This is a genomic window from Streptomyces chumphonensis (genome assembly GCF_014779715.1).
GTDB classification, from domain to species: Bacteria; Actinomycetota; Actinomycetes; order Streptomycetales; family Streptomycetaceae; genus Streptomyces; species Streptomyces chumphonensis.
Genome location: NZ_JACXYU010000001.1, coordinates 895,007 through 917,305 on the forward strand (window position 1 = coordinate 895,007; position 22,299 = coordinate 917,305).

General features: G+C 74.7%; 19 protein-coding genes and 1 pseudogene. 7 read left to right on the top strand and 13 right to left on the bottom strand.

Translation table 11 applies throughout. From position 1 onward, the window contains the following. Window positions 1–110: 110 nt before the first annotated feature. The gene (locus IF129_RS03715; RefSeq protein WP_191207924.1) at window positions 111–1,220 is read right to left on the bottom strand and encodes a carbohydrate kinase family protein; all 1,110 of its coding nucleotides are present in this window, start codon (window positions 1,218–1,220) and stop codon (window positions 111–113) included. On the opposite strand from IF129_RS03715, the gene IF129_RS03720 reads away from it, so the two are divergent. Continuing rightward, window positions 1,219–2,517, top strand: coding sequence for a family 4 glycosyl hydrolase (locus IF129_RS03720; RefSeq protein WP_191207925.1), 1,299 nt, complete (start codon window positions 1,219–1,221; stop codon window positions 2,515–2,517). The two genes, IF129_RS03715 and IF129_RS03720, sit on opposite strands and share 2 nt — an antisense overlap. Before the next feature lie 24 nt (window positions 2,518–2,541). Here IF129_RS03720 and IF129_RS03725 read toward each other — a convergent pair whose 3' ends face one another. The 7 genes from IF129_RS03725 to hrcA form a co-directional block, all read right to left on the bottom strand. Further along, window positions 2,542–3,198 carry a maltokinase N-terminal cap-like domain-containing protein gene (locus tag IF129_RS03725; protein ID WP_191207926.1) on the bottom strand — a complete coding sequence of 219 codons (657 nt, stop codon included), beginning with the start codon at window positions 3,196–3,198 and terminating at the stop codon, window positions 2,542–2,544. Between the two features lie 28 nt (window positions 3,199–3,226). Then, a complete protein-coding gene (locus IF129_RS03730; protein ID WP_191207927.1) occupies window positions 3,227–4,144 on the bottom strand; it encodes a ribonuclease Z in 918 nt (305 codons plus the stop codon). 57 nt (window positions 4,145–4,201) lie between these two features. Next, window positions 4,202–4,555 (bottom strand): histidine triad nucleotide-binding protein, encoded by a 354-nt coding sequence (locus IF129_RS03735; RefSeq protein WP_191207928.1) that lies wholly within the window; start codon window positions 4,553–4,555, stop codon window positions 4,202–4,204. Between the two features lie 30 nt (window positions 4,556–4,585). Continuing rightward, window positions 4,586–5,323: a 16S rRNA (uracil(1498)-N(3))-methyltransferase gene (locus IF129_RS03740; protein ID WP_191207929.1), complete on the bottom strand. Its 738-nt coding sequence runs from the start codon at window positions 5,321–5,323 to the stop codon at window positions 4,586–4,588. Further along, window positions 5,320–6,375 carry a nitronate monooxygenase gene (locus IF129_RS03745; protein WP_191208264.1) on the bottom strand — a complete coding sequence of 352 codons (1,056 nt, stop codon included), beginning with the start codon at window positions 6,373–6,375 and terminating at the stop codon, window positions 5,320–5,322. The genes IF129_RS03740 and IF129_RS03745 overlap by 4 nt, the downstream gene beginning before the upstream one ends. A 70-nt stretch (window positions 6,376–6,445) precedes the next feature. Beyond that, complete coding sequence (dnaJ, locus tag IF129_RS03750) at window positions 6,446–7,573, bottom strand: molecular chaperone DnaJ (RefSeq protein WP_191207930.1); 1,128 nt, start codon at window positions 7,571–7,573, stop codon at window positions 6,446–6,448. Next, the gene (gene hrcA, locus IF129_RS03755; RefSeq protein WP_191207931.1) at window positions 7,574–8,590 is read right to left on the bottom strand and encodes a heat-inducible transcriptional repressor HrcA; all 1,017 of its coding nucleotides are present in this window, start codon (window positions 8,588–8,590) and stop codon (window positions 7,574–7,576) included. It abuts the gene before it with no gap. A gap of 206 nt (window positions 8,591–8,796) precedes the next feature. Between hrcA and IF129_RS03760 the strand changes: the two genes are divergently transcribed. From IF129_RS03760 to hemW, 3 genes are read left to right on the top strand one after another with little or no spacing between them, the layout of a single operon-like run. After that, the gene (locus IF129_RS03760; RefSeq protein WP_191207932.1) at window positions 8,797–9,528 is read left to right on the top strand and encodes an MBL fold metallo-hydrolase; all 732 of its coding nucleotides are present in this window, start codon (window positions 8,797–8,799) and stop codon (window positions 9,526–9,528) included. Window positions 9,529–9,576: 48 nt separating this feature from the next. Beyond that, on the top strand, window positions 9,577–10,428 hold the full coding sequence (locus IF129_RS03765; protein WP_191207933.1) for a DUF3097 domain-containing protein: 852 nt from the start codon (window positions 9,577–9,579) through the stop codon (window positions 10,426–10,428). 22 nt (window positions 10,429–10,450) lie between these two features. Then, the gene (hemW, locus tag IF129_RS03770) at window positions 10,451–11,683 is read left to right on the top strand and encodes a radical SAM family heme chaperone HemW (protein WP_191207934.1); all 1,233 of its coding nucleotides are present in this window, start codon (window positions 10,451–10,453) and stop codon (window positions 11,681–11,683) included. A 228-nt stretch (window positions 11,684–11,911) separates the two neighbouring features. Here the strand turns inward: hemW and rpsT are convergent, their stop codons facing one another. After that, window positions 11,912–12,178, bottom strand: a complete 267-nt coding sequence (rpsT, locus tag IF129_RS03775) for a 30S ribosomal protein S20 (protein ID WP_191207935.1) — start codon at window positions 12,176–12,178, stop codon at window positions 11,912–11,914. A gap of 199 nt (window positions 12,179–12,377) precedes the next feature. Between rpsT and lepA the strand changes: the two genes are divergently transcribed. Together lepA and IF129_RS03785 are read left to right on the top strand one after the other, a co-directional pair. Next, a complete protein-coding gene (gene lepA / locus IF129_RS03780) occupies window positions 12,378–14,246 on the top strand; it encodes a translation elongation factor 4 (RefSeq protein WP_191207936.1) in 1,869 nt (622 codons plus the stop codon). 469 nt (window positions 14,247–14,715) lie between these two features. After that, complete coding sequence (locus IF129_RS03785) at window positions 14,716–16,608, top strand: AMP-dependent synthetase/ligase (RefSeq protein ID WP_191207937.1); 1,893 nt, start codon at window positions 14,716–14,718, stop codon at window positions 16,606–16,608. A 73-nt stretch (window positions 16,609–16,681) separates the two neighbouring features. Here the strand turns inward: IF129_RS03785 and IF129_RS03790 are convergent, their stop codons facing one another. Further along, the gene (locus IF129_RS03790) at window positions 16,682–17,173 is read right to left on the bottom strand and encodes a pyridoxamine 5'-phosphate oxidase family protein (protein ID WP_191207938.1); all 492 of its coding nucleotides are present in this window, start codon (window positions 17,171–17,173) and stop codon (window positions 16,682–16,684) included. A gap of 128 nt (window positions 17,174–17,301) precedes the next feature. Continuing rightward, on the bottom strand, window positions 17,302–17,547 hold the full coding sequence (locus IF129_RS03795; RefSeq protein WP_191207939.1) for a hypothetical protein: 246 nt from the start codon (window positions 17,545–17,547) through the stop codon (window positions 17,302–17,304). Window positions 17,548–17,616: 69 nt separating this feature from the next. Here IF129_RS03795 and holA point away from each other — a divergent pair, with 69 nt between their 5' ends. Continuing rightward, entirely contained in the window at window positions 17,617–18,609 is a 993-nt protein-coding gene (gene holA, locus IF129_RS03800) for a DNA polymerase III subunit delta (RefSeq protein WP_224754227.1), read from the top strand. On the opposite strand, the pseudogene IF129_RS03805 reads toward holA, so the two are convergent. Next, a pseudogene (locus tag IF129_RS03805) lies at window positions 18,602–21,118 on the bottom strand (ComEC/Rec2 family competence protein); the annotation flags it as partial. The gene holA and the pseudogene IF129_RS03805 overlap by 8 nt on opposite strands. After that, window positions 21,115–22,200 carry a ComEA family DNA-binding protein gene (locus IF129_RS03810; RefSeq protein ID WP_191207941.1) on the bottom strand — a complete coding sequence of 362 codons (1,086 nt, stop codon included), beginning with the start codon at window positions 22,198–22,200 and terminating at the stop codon, window positions 21,115–21,117. The gene IF129_RS03810 and the pseudogene IF129_RS03805, both read right to left, overlap by 4 nt. Window positions 22,201–22,299: the final 99 nt, after the last annotated feature.

The following is a 22,299-nucleotide window of genomic DNA, read 5'->3' on the forward strand; positions in this document are numbered from 1 at the left end:
GGGCCGGCGCTGGGCCTTGCTCATCCCTCTCCGTAGCGGCGATGCGTTGCGCTACCCAGGTTACGCCGCCGCACCGACACCGCCCCCGGGTTTTCCGCCCGGCGCCGCCGCTACGCCCGGGGGAAGCCGATGGTCGGCACCGCGCGCCGGAGCGGAAGGGCGCGCTCACCGTCCGCGAGGAGGGCGCGCAGGAACCCGTACCGGCAGTCGACGTCCGCGCCGACGGACGCGCAGCCGTGCACACGGTGGCACCAGGCGGCGATCTCCGGCCAGCCCGGCGCGGCCAGCGAGCCGCCGAAGTGCTGCACCGACAGGGAGGCCACCAGTCCGGCGAAGGCCAGCCGCTCGGCGAGCGGCCACTCGGCGAGCGAGGCCATGACGAAGCCCGCCACGAAGACGTCGCCCGCCCCCGTCGGGTCCAGGACCTCCACCTCCACGCCCGGGACCTCGGCCGTCCGCCCGGTGCGGCCGTCCGCCGCGTAGGCGCCCTCGGGGCCCAGCGTCACGACGGCCAGCGGCACGTGATCGGCCAGGGCGCGGGCGGCGGCGCGCGGGCAGTCGGTGCGGGTGTAGCGCATGGCCTCCTCCGCGTTGGGCAGGAAGGCCTCGCAGTGCCGCAGTTCGGTGAGGGCGGCCAGGTCCCAGCGGCCGGTCCCGTCCCAGCCGACGTCCGCGAAGACGCGCCCGCCGTCGCGTGCCGTCCGCGCGATCCACCCCTGGGGGGCGCCGGGCGTCAGCGAGGCCACGGCGGCGCGGGTCGGCGGCGGCACGGCGGGCAGCGGTTCGCGCGGCGGCGGGGCCTCGTGCCCGTGGGAGACCATCGTGCGCTCGCCCTCGTAGCCGAGCGAGACGGTGACCGGCGAGTGCCAGCCCGGCACGGTGCGGGAGAGGGACAGGTCCACGCCCTCGCCCTGGCTGAGCTCCTCGCGGCAGAACGCGCCGTACACGTCGTCGCCGAACGCCGCCGAGAGCCAGGTCCGCAGGCCCAGCCGGGCGAGCGCGGTGGCCATGTTCGCCACGCCGCCGGGGCTGGAGCCCATGCCCCGGGCCCAGGACTCCGTACCGCGCACCGGAGCCGAGTCGAGCCCGGTGAAGACGATGTCGAGGAAGACGGTCCCGGTCAGATACACGTCGCAGGCCGGGTCCTGCGGGGTCCGCACGGCGGCGAGTGGATCGAGCATGCCGCCAGTGTGCCCGACGCCCGGTACCGTCCGTCCCATGCGACTTTCCCTTCTGGGCGGGGGCGGATTCCGGGTACCGCTGGTGTACGGCGCGCTGGCCCGCGAGGACGGCGGCATCACGGACGTCGTCCTCCACGACACCGACCCGCTGCGGCTGCGCGTCATCTCCTCGGTGCTGGACGCGATCGACGGCGGCCCGCGCGTGCACGTCGCCGACGACCTCGACGACGCGCTGCGCGGCGCGGACTTCGTCTTCTCGGCGATCCGGGTCGGCGGCACCGCCGGCCGGGTGCGCGACGAGCGCGCCGCGCTCGCGGAGGGCGTCCTCGGGCAGGAGACGGTGGGGGCGGGCGGGCTGCTGTACGGGCTGCGCACGGTGCCCGTGGCCGTGCACATCGCCGAGCGGGTACGGGCCCTGGCCCCCTCGGCGTGGGTCGTCAACTTCACCAACCCGGCCGGGATCGTGACCGAGGCGATGGCGGCGGTCCTCGGCGACCGGGTGATCGGGATCTGCGACTCCCCCGTCGGCCTCGTGCGGCGCGCCGCCCGGGCGGCCGGGGCCGATCCGGACGCCGTCGACTACGACTACCTGGGCCTGAACCACCTCGGCTGGCTGCGCTCCCTGCACAGCGGCGGGCGCGACCTGCTGCCCGGCCTCCTCGCCGACCCCGCCGCGCTGGGCACCTTCGAGGAGGGGCGGCTCTTCGGCGCACCGTGGCTCGCCGCCCTCGGGTCCCTGCCCAACGAGTACCTGCACTACTACTACTTCCGCCGGGAGACGCTGGCCGCCGCCCGGGCGGCCGGTGAGACGCGCGGCGCGTTCCTGGCGCGGCAGCAGGGGGCCTTCTTCGAGCGGGCCGCCGAGGAGCCCGCGGCGGCGGCCGCGCTGTGGGAGGCGACGCGCCGGGAGCGGGAGGAGACCTACCTCGCGGAGGCGCGATCCGCCTCCGGCGGCTGGCAGCGCGACGCCGACGACCTCGACGGCGGGGGCTACGACCGCGTCGCCCTGGCCCTGATGCGCGCGATCGCCACCGACCGGCCGACCCGGCTGATCCTCGACGTGCGCAACGCGGGCACCGTCGCGGCGCTCCCGGACGACGCCGTCGTGGAGACGGTGTGCGAGGTGACCGGCTCCGGCGCCCGCCCGCTGCCCGGCGCCGCGCCGGGCCCCGCCGAACTCGGCCTCATGCTCCAGGTGAAGGCCGCGGAGCGGGCGACGATCGCCGCCGCGACGACCGGTTCCCGCCGCGCCGCTCTGCGGGCCCTCGCCCTGCACCCCCTGGTCGACTCCCCCGCCGTCGCCGACCGCGTCCTCACCCGCGCCCGGTGGCCCTGACCTCCGGTCACGGGCGCGCGAAGGTCAGGGGCGGGTGGGGGTGCGGTGGAGGAGGGCGAGGGGGCCGCGCCGCTCGGCGCCGTCCGGCGTGCGCCACCCGCCGGTGACGGAGGCGTCGGCGTCCCGGGCGGCGGCCGACTCCGGGCCCAGCACGCGCAGGAGGGTGAGGGTGTACGGCCCGGCGTGCACCCCGCTGGCGTCGCGCCCGTCGGTCACCGGCCACGGCGGCGGCGCGGCGTCGGCGCCGTCGCCGGCCGCACCGACGACCACGACGGAGTCGTCCGGGGTGTCGGAGGCGTTCTGGTGCTGCGGCCGGGCACGGCCCTGGAGAAGGGCGAGCAGCTCGGCCCCGAGCACGGGATCGCGGACGCCGTCGTAGATCCAGCGCTTCCCCAGCACCCCGTGCTCCGAGGTGCCGACCAGCGCGTGCTCGGCCCCGCCCAGCGGCGCTCCCCGGTAGGTGAGCGGTACCTGGTACGTGCGCGGCTCCGCCCCCGCCGCGTCCGTCACGAACATGAACTCCATCCCGACCGCGCCCTCGGGGTCGTCGAGCCGGAAACCGCCGGAGACCGCGAGGCGGGGCGCCCCGGCGGAGCCGTCGTACCAGGGTTGTGCGGGGAGCCATCCGGCGAGGAGGGCGAGCTTGCCGGGGTCCATGGTCGTCGCGTGAATCACTGCCATGATCACCCAACCACGGGACGCCCGCGGGCTATTCCGAAGCGGTCCGGCGGCGCGGCAGCGGCACGCGCTGCAGGTCGCGGGCCACCGTCAGCTCCCCGGTGAAGCCGGCCGCGCGGGCCTGCCCGGCGAAGACCGCGGGATCGGGGTAGCGCTGGGAGAAGTGCGTCAGGACCAGGTGGCGGACGCCCGACCCGGCGGCGACGCGGCCCGCCTGCCCGGCGGTCAGGTGGCCGTGCTCCCGGGCCAGTGCGGCGTCCTCGTCGGTGAAGGTCGACTCGATGACCAGGAGGTCGCAGCCCTCGGCCAACTCCCAGACCCCGTCGCACATCCGGGTGTCCATCACGAACGCGAACCGCTGGCCGGGACGCGGCGTGCTGACGTCGGCCAGCCGCACGCCCCGCAGTTCGCCCGCACGCTGGAGGCGCCCGACGTCCGGGCCGCTCACCCCGGCACGGGCCAGCAGTTCGGGCACCATGCGGCGTCCGTCCGGCTCCACAAGCCGGTAGCCGAAGGACTCCACCGGGTGGGACAGCCGTCGCGCGGAGAGGGTGTAGGAGCCGGTCCGCGCCAGGACGCCGTCGGCGGCGACGGGCTCGACGCGCAGCGGAACCCGCTCCCGGTAGGCCGTCGCGTACCGCAGGCGGTCGAAGAAGCGCTGCCCGCTCGCCGGGAAGTGGGCCGTCACCGGGTGCGGCACGGCGTCGAGGTTGACGCGCTGGATGACACCGGCGAGCCCGAGGGAGTGGTCGCCGTGGAAGTGCGTGACACAGAGCCGGTTCAGGTCGTGCGCGGCGACCCCGGCGCGCACCATCTGACGCTGCGTGCCCTCCCCCGGGTCGAAGAGGAACCCTTCGCCGTCCCAGAGCAGCACGTAGCCGTTGTGGTTGCGGTGGCGGGTCGGCACCTGGCTCGCGGTGCCGAGGACGACCAGTTCACGTACGGACATGCGAAAGGTGCCGGACTTCCGTGGTGGTGACGGCCGCGGCGGGCGCCGCGAACGGGCTCAGCCGGGCGGCCACTGCAGGCCGCGGCCGGCCAGGACGTGCGCGTGGGCGTGGAAGACGGTCTGCCCGGCGGCCGAACCGGTGTTGAAGACCAGGCGGTACGCTTCGGCCTTCTCCCCGGCGGCCACCTCACCGGCCTCCTTCAGTACGTCGGCGGCGAGTTGCGGAGCTTCGGCGGCGAGCGTGGCGGCGTCCGGGTAGTGCGCCTTGGGGATCACCAACACGTGGGTGGGCGCCTGGGGGTTGATGTCCCGGAAGGCGACGGTCGTCTCGGTCTCACGCACGACCGTCGCCGGCACCTCGCCCGCGACGATCTTGCAGAACAGGCAGTCGGCCTGCGGTTCTCCAGCCATGCCCCGGACTCTACCGCCCGGCCCCACGCGTCAGCCCCAACGGCCGGAGCGGCCGAGCAGCAGCGCGGCGGCGGCGGTACCGGCGGTGGAGGTGCGCAGCACGGTCGGCCCCAACCGGTACGGGCGCGCGCCCGCCTCCGCGCAGACGGCCAGCTCCTCCGGACTCACCCCGCCCTCCGGCCCGACGACGAGCACGATCTCCCCCCGCGGCGGGAGTTCGGCGCGGGCCAGCGGCTCGCCGCCCTCCTCGTGCAGCACGGCGGCGAACGCGGCCCCGGCCAGCAGCGGCCCGAGCTGCCGGGTCGAGACGGGCTCGGCGACGACGGGGAACCGCAGCCGTCGCGCCTGCTTGCCCGCTTCACGGGCGGTGGAGCGCCACTTCGCCAGCGACCTGGCTCCGCGTTCGCCCTTCCACTGCGTGATGCAGCGGGACGCCGTCCAGGGCACGATGGCGTCGACGCCGGTCTCCGTCATCGTCTCCACCGCCAACTCGCCCCGATCGCCCTTCGGCAGCGCCTGGACGACCGTGATGTTCGGGTGCGGCGCGGGCTCGGTGCGCACCTCCCGGACGTCGACCTCCAGCCGGTCCTTCCCGGAGGCGGCCGTCACCGTGCCGTGGCCTCCCGTCCCCGCGCCGTCGGTGAGCACGACCTCCTCCCCCGCGCGCAGCCGCTTCACCGAGACGGCGTGCCGGCCTTCGGGGCCGTCCAGCAGGACCGGCCCCGTCCGGAGCCGTCCCGGTTCGACGACGAAGACGGGGGCGGTCACGCCCGGCCCCCGGGCTCGGGCCGCGGGCCGGGCAGCGCGGCTCGGGCGTCGTACAGTTCGGCGGTCAGCAGGGCGACGAGCTCGGCGGCCGGCAACGGGCGCGCCAGCCGGTGGCCCTGCCCCGCCCACAGGGCCATGCCCTGCGGATCGCCCGCCGCCGCGGCGGCCTTGCGCAGGGGCGCGGTGAGGTGGTGGAGGTGCGGGTAGGCCGCCGGTGCGTAGGGGCCGTGCTCCCGCAGGAAGCGGTTGACCAGGCCCCGGGCCGGGCGTCCGGTGAACGCGCGGGTCAGCTCCGTGCGCGTGTACAGGGAGCTGGTCAGCGCCGCCTTGTGCAGCGGGTGGGCGCCCGACTCCGGGCAGACGAGGAACGCCGTCCCGAGCTGCGCCGCGCTCGCCCCCGCCGCGAGGACGGCGGCGATCTGCCCGCCGCGCATGATGCCGCCGGCCGCCACGAGCGGCAGCGGGACCGCCTCGGCGACGGCGGCCAGCAGCGGCAGCAGCGCGAGCCCGGCCCCCGAGGCGTCGGCGCGGGGGTCGTCCTGGTGGACGCTCAGGTGGCCGCCCGCCTCGACACCCTGCACACACAGGGCGGCGGCGCCGGCCCGGTGCGCGGCGCGGGCCTCGCTCGGCGAGGTGACGGTGACGACCGTCACCGTGCCCACCGCGGCGAGCCGCTCCAGCACCGCCGGGTCGGGGCAGCCGAAGGTGAAGCTGACCACGGGGACGGGATCGTCGAGCAGGACGGCGAGCTTGCCGTCGTAGCCGTCGTCGGTCCCCAGCTCCGGATCGCCCAGCTCCGTCTCGTACCACTCGGCCTCGCCCGCGAGCTGCTCCGCGTAGACGGCGATCCGCGCCGAGGCGTCCTTGCCGGGGCCGACGGGCGGCTGCGGCAGGAAGAGGTTGACGCCGAACGGCCGGCCGGTGCGCCGCCGCAGCTCCCGGATCTCGGCGTACAGGGCCTCCGGTGTCTTGTACCCGGCGGCGAGGAACCCCAGGCCGCCCGCCTCGCTCACGGCGGCGGCCAACTCGGGGCCGGAGCCGCCGCCCGCCATCGGCGCCTGCACGACCGGGTGCGCGTACAGGGCGCTCAGCGGGGGCGGTGGGTGTCCGGTCACCGGTGGATCACCGGCCGCTCCAGGCGTCCTTCAGCCGGGAGAACAGGCCCTGCTGGCCCGGCTGGAACTGGCCCGTGGGACGCTCCTCACCGCGCAGCTTCGCCAGCTTGCGCAGCAGTTCCTCCTGCTCGGGCTCCAACTTGCCCGGCGTCTGCACCTCGACGTGCACGATGAGGTCGCCCCGGCCGGAGCCGCGCAGGTGCGTCACACCCCGCCCGTGCAGGGGGATGGACTGCCCGGACTGGGTACCGGGCCGGATGTCCACGTCCTCGACACCGTCCAGCGTCTCCAGCGGGCACTTCGTGCCGAGCGCCGCGGCCGTCATGGGAATGGTGACCGTGCAGTGCAGGTCGTCGCCCCGACGCTGGAAGACGGGGTGCGGCGTCTCGCGGATCTCGACGTAGAGGTCGCCGGCCGGGCCGCCGCCGGGGCCGACCTCGCCCTCCCCCGCGAGCTGGATGCGGGTGCCGTTGTCGACACCGGCCGGGATCTTGACCGTGAGGCTGCGGCGGGAGCGGATGCGTCCGTCGCCCGCGCACTCCGGGCAGGGCGTGGGGACGACCGTGCCGAACCCCTGGCACTGCGGGCACGGACGGGACGTCATGACCTGGCCCAGGAACGACCGGGTGACCTGGGAGACCTCGCCCCGGCCCCGGCACATGTCGCAGGTCTGCGCCGAGGTGCCCGGCGCGGCGCCTTCGCCGCTGCACGTGCCGCACACCGTGGCGGTGTCGACCTGGATCTCCTTGGTGGTGCCGAACGCGGCCTCCTCCAGGGTGATCTCCAGCCGGATCATGGCGTCCTGGCCCCGGCGGGTGCGCGACCGCGGACCGCGCTGGGCGGTCGTCCCGAAGAAGGCGTCCATGATGTCGGAGAAGTTGCCGAAGCCGCCCGCGCCGAAGCCGGCGCCGCCGCCCGGGCCGGCCGGATCGCCGCCCAGGTCGTACATCTGCTTCTTCTGCGGGTCCGACAACACCTCGTAGGCGGTGTTGATCTCCTTGAACCGCTCCTGGGTCTTCGGGTCCGGGTTCACATCCGGGTGCAGCTCGCGCGCCAGCCGGCGGAATGCCTTCTTGATCTCGTCCTGCGAAGCGTCGCGCTGCACGCCCAGGACCGCGTAGTAATCCGTGGCCACTTACGACTCCGCGAGAAACTGTCCGACGTAACGTGCCACTGCGCGTACCGCTCCCATCGTTCCGGGGTAGTCCATGCGGGTCGGTCCGACCACGCCGAGTTTGGCGACCGTCTGGTCGCCGGAACCGTAACCGACCGACACGACGGACGTGGAATTGAGACCCTCGTGCTCGTTCTCGTGCCCGATCCGCACGGTGACGCCCGGGTCCGTGGCCTCACCGAGCAGCTTGAGGAGCACGACCTGCTCCTCCAGCGCCTCCAGCACGGGCCGGATCGTCAGCGGGAAGTCGTGCCCGAACCGGGTCAGGTTCGCCGTGCCGCCGATCAGCAGGCGCTCCTCGGTCTCCTCGACGAGCGTCTCCAGCAGCGTCGCCACGACCGCCGAGACCGCGCCGCGGTCCTCCGCGTCGAACGACTCCGCCAGGTCCTGCACCAGACGGGGCACCTCGGTGAACCGCTGGCCCGCGACCCGGCTGTTCAGCCGCGCCCGCAGGTCGGCCACGGAGGCCTCGCCCACCGGGTCGGGGCAGTCGACCATGCGCTGCTCGACCCGGCCGGTGTCGGTGATCAGGACCAGCATGACGCGGGCCGGGGCCAGCGCCAGCAGCTCCACGTGCCGCACCGTGGACCGCGTCAGCGACGGGTACTGCACGACGGCGACCTGCCGCGTGAGCTGCGCCAGCAACCGCACCGTGCGGCCGACGACGTCGTCCAGGTCCACGGCGCCGTCCAGGAAGTGCTGCACCGCGCGCCGCTCGGGCACCGACATGGGCTTGACGCCCGCCAGCCGGTCCACGAAGAGCCGGTAGCCCTTGTCCGTGGGGATGCGGCCCGCGCTGGTGTGCGGCTGGGCGATGTAGCCCTCGTCCTCCAGCGCGGCCATGTCGTTGCGCACGGTGGCCGGGGAGACGTTGAGGCTGTGCCGCTCGGTGAGCGCCTTGGAGCCCACCGGCTCCTCGGTGCCCACGTAGTCCTGGACGATGGCGCGCAGCACCTGGAGTCGACGTTCGCTGAGCATGGTGGCGCACCTCCCGTCCGGCCGTGCCTCGTCCTGCGTCGTCGTTCCCGGTCGTTCCCGGTCGTTCCCGCCCTGGCACTCGGGGGGCCCGAGTGCCAATTCCCGGGACCAGTGTACGGCCGGGTACCACGGCCCGGGCAAGGGCGGCCGGACCGACCGTACCCCGCGACGGGCGCGGCGGCCCCCATGCCGTTAGCGTCGGCCGTATGACGGCACTGCTGAGCGGGGAGTGGGAGGAGCCGGCGCCCGGCGTGGTGCGGCGGCGGCTGCCCGGCTGGGACGAGACGGTCGGCGCCGTGCGCGGGCGCGACGGCGTCCTCGTCGTCGACACCGGTGCGTCCCTGCGCGCGGGGGCCGCGATCCGGCGGCAGGTCCGGGAACTCTTCGGTCTTCCTGTGACGCACGTCGCCCTCACCCACCCCCACTTCGACCACGTGCTCGGCACCGCCGCGTTCGCCGGGGTCGAGGTCTACGGCGCGGTGGGCATGACGGCCCTGCTCCCCCGGCTCGCCGACGAGCTGCGCGCCGACGCCGTCCGGCACGGCCTGGCCCCCGACGAGGCGGCCGGGGCGGTCGACGTCCTGGTGGCCCCGCACCACCAGGTGTGCGGCGAGATGACGCTCTCGCTCGGCGGCGGGCGTCAGGTGATGCTGGCCAACGTCGGCCCCGGGCACACGGCGCACGACCTGGCCGTGCTCGTGCCGGGCGACCCGGAGGTCGTCTTCTGCGGCGACCTGGTCGAGGAGTCCGGCGAACCGCAGGCCGGGCCCGACGCGCACCCCGGAGCGTGGCCCGACTCCCTCGACCGCCTCCTCGCCCTCGGCGGGCCGGACGCCGTGTACGTGCCCGGCCACGGGGCGCTCGTCGACGCCGCCTTCGTCCGGGCCCAGCGCGACGCCCTCCGTGCCCGCTTCGCCACCGAGCCCGGAGACGCCTGAGGACGGCTCCGCGCGGGTCGGCGGGCAGGGCCGGGGCAGAATGCGGGGATGCGCCGCAACGACCGTCACAGCCGTTACGACAACGTCGACTTCACCGCGCCGTGGAAGCGCCGGGCCCCGGCGCCCGAGGTGGCCGCCGACGCCGGCCTCGTCGTCGAGGAGGCCGGCACGGGGTTCTGCGGCGCCGTCGTCCGCTGCGAGAAGACCGCCGAGGGGCCGACGGTCACCCTGGAGGACCGCTTCGGCAAACACCGCGTCTTCCCCCTGACACCGCGCGGCTTCCTGCTGGAGGGCCGCCCCGTCACCCTCGTCCGGCCCCGGCGGGCCGCCTCCCCGCAGCCGCCGCGCCGCACCGCCTCCGGATCGGTCGCGGTGCCCGGCGCCCGGGCCCGCGTCGCCCGCGCCGGGCGGATCTACGTCGAGGGGCGGCACGACGCCGAACTGGTCGAGCGGGTGTGGGGTGACGACCTGCGCGTGGAGGGCGTGGTCGTGGAGTACCTGGAGGGCGTCGACGACCTGCCCGCCGTCGTCGAACGCTTCGGGCCGAGCGAGGACGCCCGGCTCGGCGTCCTCGTCGACCACCTCGTGCCGGGCTCGAAGGAGTCCCGCATCGCCGAGTCCGTGGGCGGTGAGCACGTCCTGGTCGTCGGACACCCCTTCGTCGACGTGTGGGCGGCGGTGAAGTCCGCCTCGCTCGGCATCGACCGCTGGCCCGACGTGCCGCGCGGCCAGGACTGGAAGACCGGCGTGTGCCGGGCGCTCGGCTGGCCCCCCAACACCGGCGCCGCCTGGCAGCGCGTGCTGGCCGCCGTGCACACCTACCGGGACCTGGAGCCCGAGCTGCTGGGCCCGGTCGAGCGGCTGATCGACCACGTCACGGTCGGCGGGCCGACCGGCTGACGCGATCACGGACAATGGACGCATGCCCTCCGCACTTCCCGACGGCGAGCCCGTCCCCGCGGACGGCGCGCTGCCCGCCGCCGCCCTGGCCGGGAGCGCCGACCGTCCGCTCGGCTTCTACCTGCACGTCCCCTACTGCGCGACCCGCTGCGGGTACTGCGACTTCAACACCTACACCGCCGACGAGCTGCGCGGCGCGGGCGGCGCGTCGGCCTCCCGCGAGACCTACGCGGCGACGCTGACCGAGGAGGTGCGGCTCGCCCGCACCGTGCTGGGCGACGACCCGCGCCCGGTGAGCACCGTCTTCGTGGGCGGCGGCACACCCACGCTGCTGCCCGCGGCCGACCTGGGCCGCATGCTCGCCGCCGTCCGCGAGGAGTTCGGCCTGGCCGAGGACGCGGAGGTGACCACCGAGGCCAACCCGGAGTCCGTGGACCCGGCGTACCTGGCCGAACTGCGTGCCGTCGGCTTCAACCGCGTCTCGTTCGGCATGCAGAGCGCCCGCGCGCACGTCCTGCGGGTCCTGGACCGCACGCACACCCCCGGCCGGCCGGAGCGCTGCGTCGCCGAGGCGCGGGCGGCCGGGTTCGAGCACGTCAACCTGGACCTGATCTACGGCACCCCCGGCGAGTCCGACGACGACTGGCGGGCCTCACTGGACGCCGCCGTCGGCGCCGGGGCGGACCACGTCTCGGCGTACGCGCTGATCGTCGAGGAGGGCACCCGGCTCGCCCGGCGCATCCGGCGCGGGGAGGTACCGATGACGGACGACGACGTCCACGCCGACCGGTACCTCATCGCCGAGGAGACGCTGAGCGCGGCGGGCTACAGCTGGTACGAGGTCTCCAACTGGACCCGCTCCCCGGCCGGGCGCTGCCGGCACAACGAGCTGTACTGGACGGGCGCCGACTGGTGGGGTGCCGGGCCGGGCGCCCACAGCCACGTCGGCGGCGTGCGGTGGTGGAACGTCAAACACCCCGGCGGCTACGCCCAGGCGCTGGCCGAGGGCCGCTCCCCCGGCGCGGGGCGCGAGGTGCTGGCCGAGGAGGACCGGCGCGTGGAGCGCGTCCTGCTGGAGCTGCGACTGGCCGACGGCTGCCCGCTGCACCTGCTCGCCCCGCAGGGCGCCGACGCCGCACGGCGGGCCCTGGCCGACGGGCTGCTGCGGCCGGAGGCCTACGCGGACGGCCGGGCCGCCCTCACGCTGCGGGGCCGCCTCCTGGCCGACGCCGTGGTCCGCGACCTCGTCGACTGAGGCCGGGCCCCCGGCCCCACGCGGACATGCCGAAGGCCCCGCCTCCCGGGGAAGGAGAGGCGGGGCCTTCGGGTGGTACCGGTGTGCGCCGCACCCGCGTGGCGAACGCAGGCCGCGTGCGGCGCCGTCGTGCTTCCGTCGGTGCCCCGGGGACGGGCGGCTGATGAGAGGGCAGCCGCGATCCGTCACCGCGTCACCGCGGCGGGGCCGCCCGTGCGGCCCCGCGGATCACTTCTGGAGGCTGGAGACCTGGCGGGCCAGCGCCGACTTCTTGTTGGCGGCGTTGTTCTTGTGCAGAACGCCCTTGCTGACGGCCTTGTCCAGCTTGCGGCCGGCCACGGCGACGGCGGCGGTGGCCTTCTCGGCCTCACCGGCGGCGACGGCCTCGCGCACGCGGCGCACGGCGGTCTTCAGCTCGGACTTGACGGCCTTGTTGCGCTGGCGGGCCTTCTCGTTGGTCTTGATCCGCTTGATCTGGGACTTGATGTTCGCCACGAAGGAGCCTTTTCAGGATCGGAGATGTCTCTTCCGTGCGCTCGCGGCGGCCGGCGAAGAGGGCGCACGGCGGCACGAGGCACAGTCGCCCACGGTATCAGCAGGGCTGTTGACCGCCCTAATCGGACCGTACGCGGGGGACGTGGGACGATGGGGGCGACGTACCGAACCGCAAGCCATGACCTCGACAGGACCCCGCGTGCCCGCGACCCCCTCGAACGTGCCCGAGCCGCGTCGTACCGACCCGGCGCTGATCCGCAACTTCTGCATCATCGCGCACATCGACCACGGCAAGTCCACGCTCGCCGACCGGATGCTCCAGCTGACCGGCATCGTCGAGGAGCGCCAGATGCGCGCCCAGTACCTCGACCGCATGGACATCGAGCGCGAACGCGGCATCACGATCAAGTCACAGGCCGTGCGGATGCCGTGGTCGCCGACGTCGGAGGACGGCACCGCCACCCCGCACATCCTGAACATGATCGACACCCCGGGTCACGTCGACTTCACCTACGAGGTCTCCCGGTCGCTCGCCGCGTGCGAGGGCTGCATCCTCCTGGTGGACGCCGCCCAGGGCATCGAGGCGCAGACCCTCGCCAACCTGTACCTGGCGATGGAGAACGACCTCACGATCATTCCGGTCCTCAACAAGATCGACCTGCCGGCCGCCCAGCCCGACAAGTTCGCGGCCGAGCTGGCCCACCTGATCGGCTGCGAGCCCGAGGACGTCCTGCGGGTCTCGGCCAAGACGGGCGAGGGCGTCGGCGAGCTGCTGGACGAGGTCGTCCGCCTCGTCCCCGCGCCCGTCGGCGTCAAGGACGCCCCGGCCCGGGCGATGATCTTCGACTCCGTCTACGACGCCTACCGGGGCGTGGTGACGTACGTGAAGGTCGTCGACGGGGAACTCGGGCGACGCGAGCGCATCCGCATGATGTCCACGAACGCCGCCCACGAACTGCTGGAGATCGGCACCAACTCCCCCGAGATGACCGCGGCCGACGGCCTGGGCGTGGGCGAGGTCGGCTACCTGATCACCGGCGTGAAGGACGTGCGGCAGTCCAAGGTGGGTGACACGATCACCCAGTTCCACAAGGGGGCCACCGAGGCGCTGCCCGGGTACAAGGACCCGAAGCCCATGGTCTTCTCCGGCCTCTACCCGCTGGACGGCTCCGACTACCCGGAGCTGCGCGACGCCCTCGACAAGCTCCAGCTCAACGACGCCGCGCTGGTCTACGAGCCGGAGACGTCGGCGGCACTGGGCTTCGGCTTCCGGGTGGGCTTCCTCGGCCTGCTGCACCTGGAGGTCATCCGCGAGCGGCTGGAGCGCGAGTTCGGCCTCGACCTGATCGCGACCGCCCCGAACGTCGTCTACCGCGTGGTGATGGAGGACCGCACGGAGCACACCGTCACCAATCCGAGCGAGTTCCCCACCGGCAAGGTGGACGAGGTGCACGAGCCCGTGGTGCGGGCGACGCTGCTGGCGCCGAGCGAGTTCATCGGCGCGATCATGGAGCTGTGCCAGACCCGCCGGGGCAACCTCCAGGGCATGGACTACCTCTCCGAGGACCGCGTCGAGCTGCGCTACACGCTGCCGCTCGCGGAGATCGTCTTCGACTTCTTCGACGCGCTGAAGTCCAAGACCCGCGGCTACGCCTCCCTGGACTACGAGCCCACCGGCGAGCAGAGCGCCGACCTGGTGAAGGTCGACATCCTGCTGCACGGCGACAAGGTCGACGCGTTCTCCGCCATCGTGCACAAGGACAAGGCCTACGCGTACGGCGTCCGCATGGCCGGCAAGCTGCGCGAGCTCATCCCGCGCCAGCAGTTCGAGGTGCCCATCCAGGCCGCCGTCGGCTCCCGGATCATCGCCCGCGAGACCGTCCGCGCCATCCGCAAGGACGTCCTGGCCAAGTGCTACGGCGGCGACATCTCCCGCAAGCGGAAGCTGCTGGAGAAGCAGAAGGAGGGCAAGAAGCGGATGAAGGTCGTGGGCCGCGTCGAGGTCCCGCAGGAGGCGTTCATCGCCGCCCTCTCCAGTGACGACGGCGGCGAGAAGAGCAAGAAGTAGATCTCTCGTACGAGGCGGGAGCGAACCGGGTTCACCACCGGCTCTCTCCCGCCTTTTGCGTTCCCGCGCGCACCGGTGCGCGTTCCGTTTGTCCGACCGAAGAATCCGCCGCACGCACGGAATTCGGATAGGCGCGACGGGACAGCGGACCGGCCGGACGAAAAGGGCCGGTTTCGACGTTTCCCCAGTGGCCCTTCCACCGTTGTTCCCTCCGTATACCGACGGGGAAAGGGCGACGCGATGAGGCGACCGGACAGCGACGCTCCCTGCGTGGTCGACGCGGCACGACCGTACTGGGCGAAGCGCCGGAAACGTTGTGCCCGGTCACAAACCCGGGGCGGGCCGCAGCGTAACGAAAGCGTTGCGCCGCCGCAGGCTCTTTCGCCCCCGAGCCCTGGCCCTTAGTCTGATCAGCACTTCAGTTACTCGTGAGTCACCCCCCAGAACGACGCGGGCCACGGAGGATGTCGTGAGCGACACGCAATCCCAGATCGAACCCCGTCCGCCCTCCGTGGCGGCGCTGTTTCTCGAACGCATCGAAGCCACTCCGGAGAGTGAGGCCTATCGTTATCCGGTGCCGCCGGCATCGGGCTCCGGACCGGACGAGTGGAAGTCCTACACCTGGACCCAGGCGGCCGACCGGGTGTTCGCCGTCGCCGCCGGTCTGATGGACCTCGGCATCGAGCCCGAGCAGCGCGTCGCGATCATGTCCAACACCCGGGTGGACTGGATCCTCGCCGACCTGGGCGTCATGTGCGCCGGAGCCGCGACGACGACCATCTACCCCGGCACCAACGCCGAGGAGTCCGCCTACATCCTCGCCGACTCCGAGAGCCGGGTACTGGTCGCCGAGGACACCGCCCAGCTCGCCAAGGCCCGGGAGAAGCGCGCCGAACTCCCGGACCTCGCCCACGTGGTGGTCATCGACGCGGCCGGTGAACCGGTCACCGACCCGGCCGACCCCGAGGACTGGGCCCTGACGCTCGACGAGCTGATGACGCGGGGCCGCGGCTACCTGCAGAAGCACCCCGACGCCGTCACCGAGACCGTCCGGGCGCTCCGGTCCGACCAGCTCGCCACCCTCATCTACACCTCCGGCACGACCGGCAAACCCAAGGGCGTCAGGCTCCCCCACGACAACTGGTCCTACATGGGCAAGGCCATCGCCGCCCAGGGCCTGGTCGAGCCGGAGGACGTCCAGTACCTGTGGCTCCCGCTGGCCCACGTCTTCGGCAAGGTGCTGACGACCGGCGGGGTCGAGGTCGGGCACGTGACCGCGGTCGACGGCCGCATCGACAAGATCATCGAGAACCTGCCGGTCGTACAGCCGACCTACATGGCGGCCGTGCCCCGGATCTTCGAGAAGGTCTACAACGGCGTCGCCTCCAAGGCCAAGGCCGCCGGCGGCGCCAAGTACAAGATCTTCCTGTGGGCGGCCGAGGTGGCCCGCGAGTACGCCAAGGTGACGCAGGACAACCACCGGCGCACCGGAACGGCCTCCGCGCCCACCGGGCTGAAGGTGAAGCACGCGATCGCCGACAAGCTCGTCTACGCGAAGCTGCGCGACGCCTTCGGCGGACGGCTGCGCGCGTGCATCTCCGGTTCGGCCGCCCTCGCCCCGGACATCGGCTACTTCTTCGCCGGAGCCGGCATCCACATCCTGGAGGGCTACGGGCTCACCGAGTCCAGCGCCGCCAGCTTCTGCAACCCCGGCGAGGGCTACCGCACCGGAACCGTCGGCAAGCCGCTGCCCGGCTGCGAGGTCCGCATCGCGGAGGACGGCGAGGTCCTGCTGCGCGGCCCCGGCATCATGCAGGGCTACCACGGGCTGCCGGAGAAGACCGAGGAGGTGCTGGAGCCGGACGGCTGGTTCCACACCGGCGACATCGGCGAACTCTCCGACGACGGCTTCCTGCGGATCACCGACCGCAAGAAGGACATGTTCAAGACCTCCGGCGGGAAGTACGTCGCCCCCACGGAGATCGAGGGCCGCTTCAAGGCCGTCTGCCCCTACGTCTCCACCATCCTGGTGCACGGCGCGGACCGGAACTACTGCACGGCGCTCATCGCGCTCGACGAGATCGCCCTCATGGGGTGGGCCGAGGAGCACGGGCTGAAGGGCCGGAGCTACGCGGACGTCGTCGCCTCCCCCGAGGTGCGGGAGCTCGTCGGCGGCTATGTGGAGCGGCTCAACGAGAACCTCCAGCGCTGGCAGACGATCAAGCAGTTCCGCGTCCTGCCGCGGGACCTCGACGTCGAGCACGGCGAGCTGACGCCCAGTCTGAAGCTGAAGCGGCCCGTCGTCGAGCGGGAGTTCGGCCACCTGCTGGAGGAGATGTACGCGGGCGCGCGGGAGAAGTAGTCCCCGTCACGTGAGCGGCGCGGGGGCCGGGCCGGGGCGGACGCTCCGGCCCGGCCCCCGCCGTCCGTCCGGCTCACACCCGCCAGCGGCCGTCGCGCATCAGCAGCCGACCGGCCAGTTCGTTCTCCTCACGCCAGGCGCGCACGGTGCGCGGCCGGCAGCGGAAGAAGACCCAGTCCGCCCAGCCACGCGGGTCGAAGCCCGTGCGGGCGGCGAACGAGGCGCCCTCGTCCGGGGAGAGGCCGTCGGTGGCGACAGCCTCCGTGAGGGCCTCGACCAACACGACGTCGCGGGTGTGGCCGAGGGCGAGCCGCGCGAGCCCGCCGGTGCCCGTGGCACCGCCCGCGGCCCTGCCCGACAGCAGGTTGCGCGCCGTCGGGGTGCCGCGCCCGGTGCACAGCAGCAGGGTCTCACCGTCGAAGGCGAACGACAGGGGCACCATGCACGGCACCCCGTCCGGGGAGGCGGTGGCCACCCACACGTCCACGTCCTGCGCCAGTCTCTCCAGGACGTCACGCTTGCGCTGCTCGGCCGGACGGGGCGGGGCGGGATCGCGGTGTGTCATGGCGGCACGCTAAACGGCCCGCGCCGCCCCGACATCGGTCCCCCGGCCCACCGCGGCGTAGGCCCTTGGACCTCGGCCGTACGCCCGACCCGGGGGCGGCCGTGCCGGCGTGCACGGCCCGGCCCGCGTCAGTCCCGCTCGAGCCAGCCGTCGTGGGAGGCGGCCAGCGCGTCGAGCGCGGAGGCGTCCCACCGGGCCTCCGGGTCCTCCACCACGACGAGCCACTGGGCGTCCTCGGCGTCGTCCTCACCGGCCAGCGCGTCGCGCAGGAGCTGCGGCTCCTGCGGCAGACCGAGCCGTTCGGTCAGTTCCTCGGCCACTTCCTCCGCGCTGTCCCGGTCGGGCAGGACGAGCACGTGTCGTACGTCGTTCACCGGGCCATTGTGCCGGGTCCGCCGCCTGCGGCCGAGGGGGTGTCCGAGGGGCGTGGGATGCTGGGCGCGATGCCCCCGAAAGCGAAGAACACCGCAGCGGACCACGTCCTCGCGCCGTGCAGCCTCCTCGTCGGCCAGGAGGAGCTGCTCGTCGACCGCGCCGTGCGCCAGGTCGTCGACGCCGCGCGCACCGAGGATGCCGACACCGACGTGCGGGAACTGGCGCCCGGCGAGTTGCAGCCGGGCACCCTGGCGGAGCTGACGAGCCCGTCCCTGTTCGCCGAGCGCAAGGTCGTCGTCGTCCGGCAGGCGCAGGACCTGTCGGCGGACACCGTCAAGGACGTCAAGGCGTACCTGGTGGCTCCCGCCGAGGAGATCACCCTCGTACTGGCCCACGCGGGCGGCGCCAAGGGCAAGGGCCTGCTGGACGCCGCCCGGAAGGCCGGGGCCCGCGAGGTGCCCTGCGCGAAGGTCACCAGACCGGCCGACCGGCTGGCCTTCGTGCGCGGGGAGTTCCGCGCGATCGGCCGCTCGGCCACTCCGGAGGCCTGCCAGGCCCTGGTGGACGCCATCGGCAGCGACCTGCGGGAGCTGGCCTCGGCGTGCGCCCAGCTCACCGCGGACGTCGAGGGGACGATCGACGAGGCCGTGGTGGGCCGTTACTACACCGGCCGCGCCGAGGCGTCGAGCTTCACGGTGGCCGACCGCGCGGTGGAGGGCCGGGCCGCCGAGGCGCTGGAGACGCTGCGCTGGGCGCTGGCCACCGGCGTCGCCCCCGTCCTCGTGACCAGCGCACTGGCCCAGGGCGTGCGCGCCATCGGCAAGCTGGCCTCGGCGCCGGGCGGCATGCGGCCGGGGGATCTGGCACGGGAGCTGGGCATGCCGCCGTGGAAGATCGACCGGGTGCGTCAGCAGATGCGGGGGTGGAACGCGGACGGGGTGTCGGTGGCGCTCCGCGCGGTGGCGGAGGCCGACGCGGCGGTGAAGGGCGGCGGCTACGACCCCGCCTACGCACTGGAGAAGGCGGTGGTGACGATCGCCCGCGCCGCCCGCTCGCGCTGACCCGTCCGGCCGCGTCCACCGCGAGCGCGCCGTCGAGGTCGGTGCGGTGGATCTCGGCACCGGCCCTTCGCAGGGCGGTCAGGGTCACCGGTGCGGGGTGGCCGTGATCGTTGTCCCGACCGCAGGAGACGAGAGCGATCCCGGGCGCCAGCCGATCGAGCAGCGGCGGGTGCTGGTGCGCCGACCCGTGGTGCGCGACCTTGAGCACGTCCACCTGCGGCAGGTCCGGACGGGCGGCCAGCAGCCGCCGCTGAGCGATCGGTTCGAGATCGCCGGGCAGAAGGACGGTCAGCCCCGCCGTCCGCAGCAGCAGGGTGACGCTCGCGTCATTGGTGCCCAGCCCCCGGGCGCCGGCGGGCGGCCACAGCACCTCCCAGCTCAGCCCCCGGCCGACGCTGCGGCGTTCCCCCTCGGACGCGGTCAGCAGCGGTACGCGCGCGGCAGCCGTCGTCCGCTCCACGAACCGGGCCTGCGCCGAACCGTCCGGGACGGTGGTGACCTGCACGGCGCCGACCGATCGGCCCCGGAGGACACCGGGCAGCCCGCGCACGTGGTCGGCGTGGAAGTGGCTGAGGACGAGCAGCGGTACACGGTCGACCCCGAGCCTGCGCAGGCAGCGGTCCATGGCCCGTGGATCGGGCCCGGCGTCGACGACGAGGGCCGTGCCGGGACCCGCCGAGACCACCAGGCCGTCCCCCTGCCCGACGTCGCACACGACCAGCCGCCAGCCCGGGGGCGGCCACCCGGTGACGGCCCGGGTGACGGGCGGCGGGCGCACCAGCGCCACGACCAGGAGCAGGGCGAGGCACGCGGCCGGCCAGGGACGCCGGAGTGCCCGGCGAGCCAGTGCGAGCGCCGTCAGGGACGCGGCCGCCAGGAGCGCGGCGCCCGACCAGCCGTCGGGCCAGCCCAGCTCCGCCCCCGGGAGGGCGCCACCCGTGCGGGCGACCAGGGCGATCCACCGGGCGGGCCAGGCGGCGCACCACAGCAGCGGTGCGGCCAGTGGCGGTGCGGCGGACACCACGGCCAGCGCCGCCCAGCCGAGCACCGTGACCGGTGCGAGGGCCGGCTCGGCGAGCAGGTTGCACGGGATGCCCACCAGGCTGACGCGGCCCGTGAAGACGGCCACCACCGGTGCGCAGGCGATCTGCGTCGCGACCGCGACGGACAGGACCTCCGCCAGGCGGTGCGGAACGCCGCGCCGCCGCAGGGCACGGCTCCAGCGCGGTGCGACGGTCAGCAGCGCGGCCGTGGCCAGGACGGAGAGCAGGAAGCCGTAGGAGCGGGCGAGCACGGGGTCGTGGAGGACGAGGAGCAGCACCGCGGCGGCCAGGGCCGGGAGCAGGGAGCGGCGGCGCCCGGTGGCGACGGCCAGGAGGGTCAGGCCGCCGCAGACGGCCGCCCGCAGCACGCTGGGCCCGGGTCTGCACACGGTGACGAAGGCGAGGATGAGCCCGCAGCCGAGCACGGCGGTCATCCGCAGCGGCACCCCGAGGCGGCCCGCCAGACCGCCGCGTTCGGCCAGCGAGGCCCGGCCGGGGGCGCCGATGAGGACGGTCAGCACCACGGCGAGCTGACTGCCGCTGACGACGATCATGTGCGTCATGTCCGCCGCCTCCACCGCCTGCCGGAGGTCCGGCGGAATGCTCGCCGCATCCCCGATGACCAGTGCGGGCAGCAGGGCGCGGGCGTCGGCCGGCAGCCCGGCACAGGCCGCGCGGAGATCCGCCCGGACGCGTCCGGCGATCCGCTGCACGGTGTCCGGCGGGGCGACGACCCGCGGTGACCCGGCACCGGAGGGGCGGAGCACCGCCGCCAGCTGCCCGCCCTGGCCGGGGAGGGGCGGGGAGAGGCGGGCGGGCAGCCGGAGCCGGGTCGACGGCAGCAGGGAGAGCCAGCGGTGCGGTGCGTCGACGACGGCCACGACGAGCACCGGGCTGCTGATCGCCGTCACCCCACCGTCCGGCGCGGTGACCCGCGTGGCCTCGGCGGTGACGACGACGGGGCGCGGGGCTCCGTCGGCACGGGGCCGCGCGAGACGGGGGTCCGCGGTGAGGGTGATCTCCACGGTGGCGTGTGCGCGCCGTTCGGCGAGCTCCGTCAGCGGCCCGGCACGGACCGCCGCCGTGTGCAGTGCGGCGACCACACCGCCGGCCGCCGCGCACAGCAGGGCCAACGCCGTGCAGAGCAGGACGCCCCGCGAGGCCCGCGCCGGACGGCGGGTCCGCGCGACGCCGAGGAGGACGCAGGCCGTCAGGCAGCAGCAGCCCGCTCCGGCGGCGACGAGAGGTCCGTCGGCCCCCAGGGCCAGGGCCGCCGCCCCCCAGGTCGCCAGGGCGGGCGGCACGAGCCGCAGGTCGGTCGGAGCCTCTTCGCGCGGGTGGGAGGCGCCGAGACGGTGGCCCGAGGCGGTGTGCGCGGCGGCTCGGGACGCGGCGGGCGTCGGTCCCGGCGGGGGATGCGCCTCCGCACGGGCGGCCCGACCGGCGCGGGCGGACGGTGTGGTCACGGGACGACCCGGTTCTCGAGTTCGGCGAACCGGCTGTCACCGATGCCGCCGACGTCCCGCAGCTGTTCGACGGTGCGGAACCCGCCCTGTTCCGTCCGGTGGTCGACGATCTTCCGGGCCAGGACGGGTCCGATCCCGGGCAGGGTGTCCAGGTCCTCGACCGTCGCGGTGTTGAGACTGACCGGTCCCGGCACCGGCCCGGGCCCCGCGCCGCCCTTCACCGGCGGGCCGCCGGGCGGCGGTGTCACGCCGACGAGGATGTGCTCGCCGTCGAGCAGCACACGGGCGCGGTTCAGGGCGACGGTGTCCGTCCCGCTGCGGACACCGCCGGCGGCCGTGAGGGCGTCCGCGACGCGGGAGCCCGCCGGGAGCCGGTGGACGCCCGGCTCGCTGACCTCGCCGGCCACGTCCACGAGGACGTGGCCGCGTTCGGCACCGGCCGGGGGTGAGGGCGATGAGGGCGATGAGGAGGACGGTGGGGCGGGGTCCGCCGCGGGCGCGGCGACGGCCGCCGGGACGCGGACGGGCTCCGGGCGGCCGGACCACAGCTCCCAGCCGGCGAACCCGGCGGCCCCCAGCAGCACGACGACCAGCGCGGCGAGCGCCCGGGGCTCCACGGCGCACCGCGTCTGGAGCCACAGCGGCAACCGGTCGCGCAGGCCGGGGCGCACGGGCGACGACGCGCCGGGCGGCGGCTCGGGCGGCGCCGGTGGAGGTGGGGAGGGCGGCTCGGGCGGGGAGTGCGATCCCGGATGAGGTGTCCGGTGCCGCCGGCGCTCCGCCGCCGGCGACGGTCGCACGGCGCCCCGCCGGAGCCGGCTGCGCCGGACGGCGTCCCGGGCCGCCGCGACGGCGTCGTGCCGCGACAGTGCGACGGAATCCGGCGACGCGCCCCCGCCCGAACCGGTCGGCGGGGGTACCGCGTCCACGCGGCGGTCCGGCTCCGGCTGCCCGGGCCCGGGCCGTGGTGCGGCAAGCAGAGTGGCGGCGCGGGCGCGGACGTTCGCCCGGTGCGCGGCGGACTTTCGCCCGGCGTGCTTCCGCCCCGGGCCCGTCGTGTCGGTCAGCGATCGAGGACTCATGCGCCCGACGGTAGGGACGTTCCCGATCCTTCGCCGCGCTCCACGCATTCCGGTGGAATACCGGCCGGTTGTGGACAACTCGACCCCTCACACAGGGGA

Bases quoted from the DNA above. Each gene is read 5' to 3' on its own strand.
- IF129_RS03760 (WP_191207932.1), top strand. From the start codon at position 8,797: ATGACGGCACTGCTGAGCGGGGAGTGGGAGGAGCCGGCGCCCGGCGTG.
- hemW (WP_191207934.1), top strand. From the start codon at position 10,451: ATGCCCTCCGCACTTCCCGACGGCGAGCCCGTCCCCGCGGACGGCGCG.
- IF129_RS03730 (WP_191207927.1), bottom strand. From the start codon at position 4,144: ATGTCCGTACGTGAACTGGTCGTCCTCGGCACCGCGAGCCAGGTGCCG.
- holA (WP_224754227.1), top strand. From the start codon at position 17,617: ATGCCCCCGAAAGCGAAGAACACCGCAGCGGACCACGTCCTCGCGCCG.
- IF129_RS03745 (WP_191208264.1), bottom strand. From the start codon at position 6,375: ATGGCGGGCGGCGGCTCCGGCCCCGAGTTGGCCGCCGCCGTGAGCGAG.
- IF129_RS03715 (WP_191207924.1), bottom strand. From the start codon at position 1,220: ATGGGACGGACGGTACCGGGCGTCGGGCACACTGGCGGCATGCTCGAT.
- IF129_RS03720 (WP_191207925.1), top strand. From the start codon at position 1,219: ATGCGACTTTCCCTTCTGGGCGGGGGCGGATTCCGGGTACCGCTGGTG.
- IF129_RS03765 (WP_191207933.1), top strand. From the start codon at position 9,577: ATGCGCCGCAACGACCGTCACAGCCGTTACGACAACGTCGACTTCACC.
- IF129_RS03725 (WP_191207926.1), bottom strand. From the start codon at position 3,198: ATGGCAGTGATTCACGCGACGACCATGGACCCCGGCAAGCTCGCCCTC.
- IF129_RS03810 (WP_191207941.1), bottom strand. From the start codon at position 22,200: ATGAGTCCTCGATCGCTGACCGACACGACGGGCCCGGGGCGGAAGCAC.
- hrcA (WP_191207931.1), bottom strand. From the start codon at position 8,590: ATGCTCAGCGAACGTCGACTCCAGGTGCTGCGCGCCATCGTCCAGGAC.
- IF129_RS03735 (WP_191207928.1), bottom strand. From the start codon at position 4,555: ATGGCTGGAGAACCGCAGGCCGACTGCCTGTTCTGCAAGATCGTCGCG.
- IF129_RS03790 (WP_191207938.1), bottom strand. From the start codon at position 17,173: ATGACACACCGCGATCCCGCCCCGCCCCGTCCGGCCGAGCAGCGCAAG.